This is a genomic window from Streptomyces sp. NPDC088246, from assembly GCF_044741025.1.
Classification (GTDB): Bacteria; Actinomycetota; Actinomycetes; order Streptomycetales; family Streptomycetaceae; genus Streptomyces.
The window spans coordinates 1-4,667 of sequence record NZ_JBIURV010000131.1 but is presented as its reverse complement, the minus strand read 5'-3'; the positions used below and the strand labels follow the sequence as shown (position 1 = coordinate 4,667).

The 4,667-nt window shown below is 70.4% G+C and carries 1 protein-coding gene; it reads left to right on the top strand.

From position 1 onward, the window contains the following. Positions 1-23 precede the first annotated feature (23 nt). The coding region (locus tag ACIPEK_RS46180) for an amino acid adenylation domain-containing protein (RefSeq protein ID WP_402008910.1) at positions 24-4,667 on the top strand (4,644 nt) is incomplete at its 3' end.

The window sequence follows — 4,667 nt, the reverse complement described above, 5'->3', positions numbered from 1 at the left end:
CACGGGCCGACCGGGATCGGCCGTTGCCGTTGTCGTTCGCGCAGCAGCGTCTGTGGTTCCTGGACCAGCTCGAACCCGAATCGACCGAGTACAACGTCGCCCTCCCCGTCCGGCTCGACGGCGTGCTGGACGTCGCCGCTCTGGGAGCCGCTCTGAGTGCACTCGTCGCTCGCCACGAGGTGCTGCGCACCCGCCTGGTGGCGGACGCGGACGGCGTGGCCCACCAGGTGATCGACCCGTCGGCGGCTGTCCCGCTGTCCGTGGTCGACGTATCCGGCAGCGATGACCCGCTCGGCCTCGCGGAGCAAATGGTCGCCCGGGGGATGACCGAGCCGTTCGATCTTGCTGCGGGTCCCCTCTTCCGTGGCACCCTGATCCGGCTGGGGATCGGCGAGCACGTACTGTCGCTCGCCATGCCCCACGTCGTCTCGGACGAATGGTCGGCACGGATCATCCACCAGGAGATGGCGGCACTCTACGAAGCCTTCCGCGCCGGTGAGCCGGACCCGTTGCTGCCGCTGCCCGTGCAGTACGCCGACTTCGCGGTATGGCAGCGCGAGTGGCTGAGCGGCGAGGTGGTCGACGGGCAACTCTCCTACTGGCGTGACCAGTTGGCGGGAGTGACCGAGCTCGAACTGCCCCTCGACCGGTCCCGCCCGCCCATCAGGTCGTCGGTGGGGGCGAGTACGCAGTTCACCGTGCCCGCAGAGACGGCGGAGGCGCTGCGCGGGCTGTCCCGTGCGAGCGGCACGACGATGTTCATGACGCTCCTCGCGGCGTTCGACGTCCTGCTCGGCCGCTACTGCGACACGGACGACGTCGCGGTCGGCACGGCCGTCGCCAACCGGAACCGGGCCGAGACCGAGAACCTGATCGGGTTCTTCGTGAACACGCTTGTCCTGCGCACCGACCTGTCCGGGGACCCGACGTTCACCGAACTCCTCGGTCGGGTGCGGAAGACCGCCCTGGGCGCCTACGCCCACCAGGACCTGCCGTTCGAACAGCTGGTGGACGACCTCGTCACCGAGCGGGACCGGTCCCGGACCTCCCTGTTCCAGGTCTACTTCAACTACGTACGTGACGGCGCAGGAGCGGCGGACCCGTCCGCATCCGACGACCGCCCGGACCCGACGTACGCCACACACCAGGCCGACACCACCACCGGTGCCGACGCCGACGACGGTTCCGCGGTGCCCGGTCCCGCGATGACGCGTGACCTCACCCTCTCGGACCTGTCCCTGACCTTCCGGGACAGCGGCGAAGGCGCCCTCTCCGGCGAGATCGAGTACAGCACCGCCCTGTTCGACGACACCACGATGCGGCGCATGGCCGGCCACCTCGTCGCCGTCCTGCAGGGCGTCCTCGATCCGGAGCGCCGCATCGGCGCTCTGGACCTGCTCAGCGACACCGAACGCTCGGTGCTGCGGCAGCTCTGCACCGGTACCGAGACGAACGCGGAAGGATGCCCCGTCCACCTGCTCGTCCAGGAGCAGGCACACCGCACCCCGGACGCCGTCGCCGTCGTGGAGGGCGACCGCCACCTCACGTACGGCCGGTTGAACGCGGAGGCCAACCAGCTCGCCCACCGGCTCATCACGGAAGGCATCGGCCGCGAGGACGTCGTCGGCACCTGCCTGGTCCGCGGCCTCAGGACGGTCGTGACCCTGCTCGCCGTCCTCAAGGCCGGGGCGGCCTACCTGCCCTTCGACGCGGACCAGCCCTCCCAGCGGCTCGCACACATGGCGGACTCCTCCGGCGCGGTGCTGCTCATCACCGAAGCCGTACTGGACGAGCGGCTCGCAGCCGTTTCCGTCCCCCGCCTCCTCATCGACACCGAGTGGCCGGCCATCGCCACCGGCGCCACCGAGGACCCGCAGATGGACGTCACACCGCAGAACCTCTCGTACGTCATCTTCACCTCCGGTTCGACCGGCATACCCAAGGGCGTGCTCGTCCAGCACCACTCGTGGAGCCTGCAGCTGCAGGAGATGGGCCGGCGGTACGGCCTGACCTCGGCCGACGTGACGCTCCAGCTGGCATCCCTCACCTTCGACGCCGCGCAGGAGCAGCTCTTCGCGATCCTGCTGCACGGCGGGCGCCTCGTCCTGCGCGGAGCGGAGCAGTGGGCACCGGAGCGCGTGCTGCGCGAGATCCGGGAGCAGGCCGTGACCTCGGTGGAGATCACACCCGCACTCTGGGAGATGGTCCTCCCCGGCCTTTCGGCCGGCGACGTGCTCGGTCCGGACTTCCGCTGGCTCATCCTGGGCGGCGAAGCGGTGTCGCCCCAGGCGCTCGACCAATGGTTCGCGCAGACGTCCGTGCCCATCTACAACACGTACGGACCGACCGAGACGACCATCACCTGTGTCGCCTCCGAGCTGTGGGAGCCGGTGCCGTTCGTACCGATCGGGCTCCCGATCGCGGACACGAAGGTGTACGTCCTCGACGCCCGCTCCAAGCCCGTCCCGGTCGGCATACCGGGCGAGCTGTTCATCGGCGGCGCGGGCGTGGCGCGCGGCTACGGCGGCCGCCCCGCGCTGACGGCCGAACGGTTCGTGGCCGACCCGTTCGCCGGCGACGGAGCCCGCATGTACCGGTCCGGCGACCGGGTGCGCTGGCTCGCGGACGGGCAGCTGGAGTTCCTCGGCCGCGCCGACCACCAGATCAAGGTACGCGGCGTGCGCATCGAGCCGGGCGAGATCGAAGCCGTCCTGGCCACCCACCGGGGCGTCCGCTCGGCAGTCGTGACGGCCTTCGGCGACGGCATGAACCGCCGCCTCGTCGCCTACGTGGTCCCGTCCGACCTCGGTGAAGGCATTTCGCCGGTGGCCGAGCTCCGCGACCACCTGCGGCAGAGCCTGCCGGACTTCATGACCCCCGCCGTGTTCGTCGAGATCACTGAGCTGCCCCTGACCCAGAACGGCAAGCTCAATCGCGCCGCACTCCCGCAGCCCGACCCCGCCGCCCACGCGGAGACACACGAGTACGTCGCTCCGGAGGGAGCCACCGCAGAACTGCTCGCCGGGATCTGGACGCAGGTCCTCGGGGTGGACGGCATCGGCGCCGACGACGACTTCTTCGGGATCGGCGGCCACTCGCTCCTCGCCACCCAGGTGATCTCCCGGGTACGCGAGGTCTTCGGGACCGAGGTGCCGCTGTCGGCACTGTTCGACCGGCCCACGGTACGCGGCCTGGCCGAGGCCATCGACGAGTCCGGGACGGGGGTGACCGTGCCGCCCGTGACACCGGCGGGCCGCGACGAGCCGCTGCCGCTGTCGTTCGCACAGCAGCGCCTGTGGTTCCTGGACCGGCTGGACCCGGGCGCGCTGGGCCACGTCCTTCCGACCCCGATGCCCTGGATGGGCGACCTGGACGTCGCCGCCCTGGGGGCGGCACTGAGCGGTGTGATGGCACGGCACGAGGTGCTGCGCACCCGCCTCACCCCTGACGCGGACGGCGTGCCGCAGCAGGTCATCGACCCGCCGGCGGCCTTCCCGCTGCCGGTCGTCGACGTATCCGACGCGGCGGACCCGGTGGGTGCCGCCCACGCCCTGGTGGCAGCGGACGCCGCCACCCCGTTCGACCTGACGAACGGGCCACTGGTCCGGGCCGCGCTGGTACGCCTCGCCCAGGACGAGCACGTACTGGCCCTCACCATGCACCACGTCGTCACCGACGAATGGTCGGAGCGTATCTTCCGACGCGAACTCACGCAGCTGTACGAGGCGTTCCGCGCGGGCGAGCCGGACCCGCTGCCGCCGCTGGCCGTGCAGTACGCGGACTTCGCCGTGTGGCAACGCCAGTGGTTGGCCGGCGAGGTCCTCGATGAGCAACTCGCCTACTGGCGTGCCCGGTTGACGGACATCCCGACACTGGAACTCCCCACGGACCGGCCGCGTCCGGCAGTGCGCTCCTCGGCCGGGGCGCAGGCCTCGTTCACCGTGCCGGTGGCAGTGGCGAAGTCCCTGCGATCCCTGTCGCGTCAGAGCGGCGCGACGATGTTCATGACGCTCCTGGCGGCCTTCGATGTGCTGTTGGGCCGGTATGCGGGTTCGGACGACGTGGTGGTGGGGACGCCGGTCGCGAACCGCAACCGGGCCGAGACGGAGGACCTGATCGGGTTCTTCGTGAACACGTTGGTGCTGCGTACGGACCTGTCGGGCGATCCGTCATTCCGTGAGCTGCTGGGGCGGGTGCGGGAGACGGCGTTGGGTGCGTACGCGCATCAGGACGTGCCGTTCGAGCAGCTGGTGGACGAGCTCGTCACGGAGCGGGACCGCTCCCGCAACCCGCTCTTCCAGGTCTTCTTCAGCTACGACACGGAAGGCGCACCGGAGGCTGCCGGCGCGGGAGCGGACGGGTCCCCTTGTCATGCCGAGCGCACGGTGCAGTTCGACCTGGCTCTGCGGCTCGGTGACAGCGAGAACGGCAGACTGGCAGGGCAGATCGAGTACAGCACTGCGCTGTTCGACGCGGCGACGGTGGAGCGGTTGGCGGGCCACTTGATCACTGTGCTGGCTGCGGTGGCGGAGGACGTCGACTGCCGGGTGGGTGAGTTGCCGGTGCTTTCTGCCGGTGAGCGTGAGTTGGTGGTGGAGGGGTGGAATTCGTCTTCGGTGGAGTTGCCGTTGGTGGGTGGTGTGCATGAGTTGATTGCGGGGCGGGTT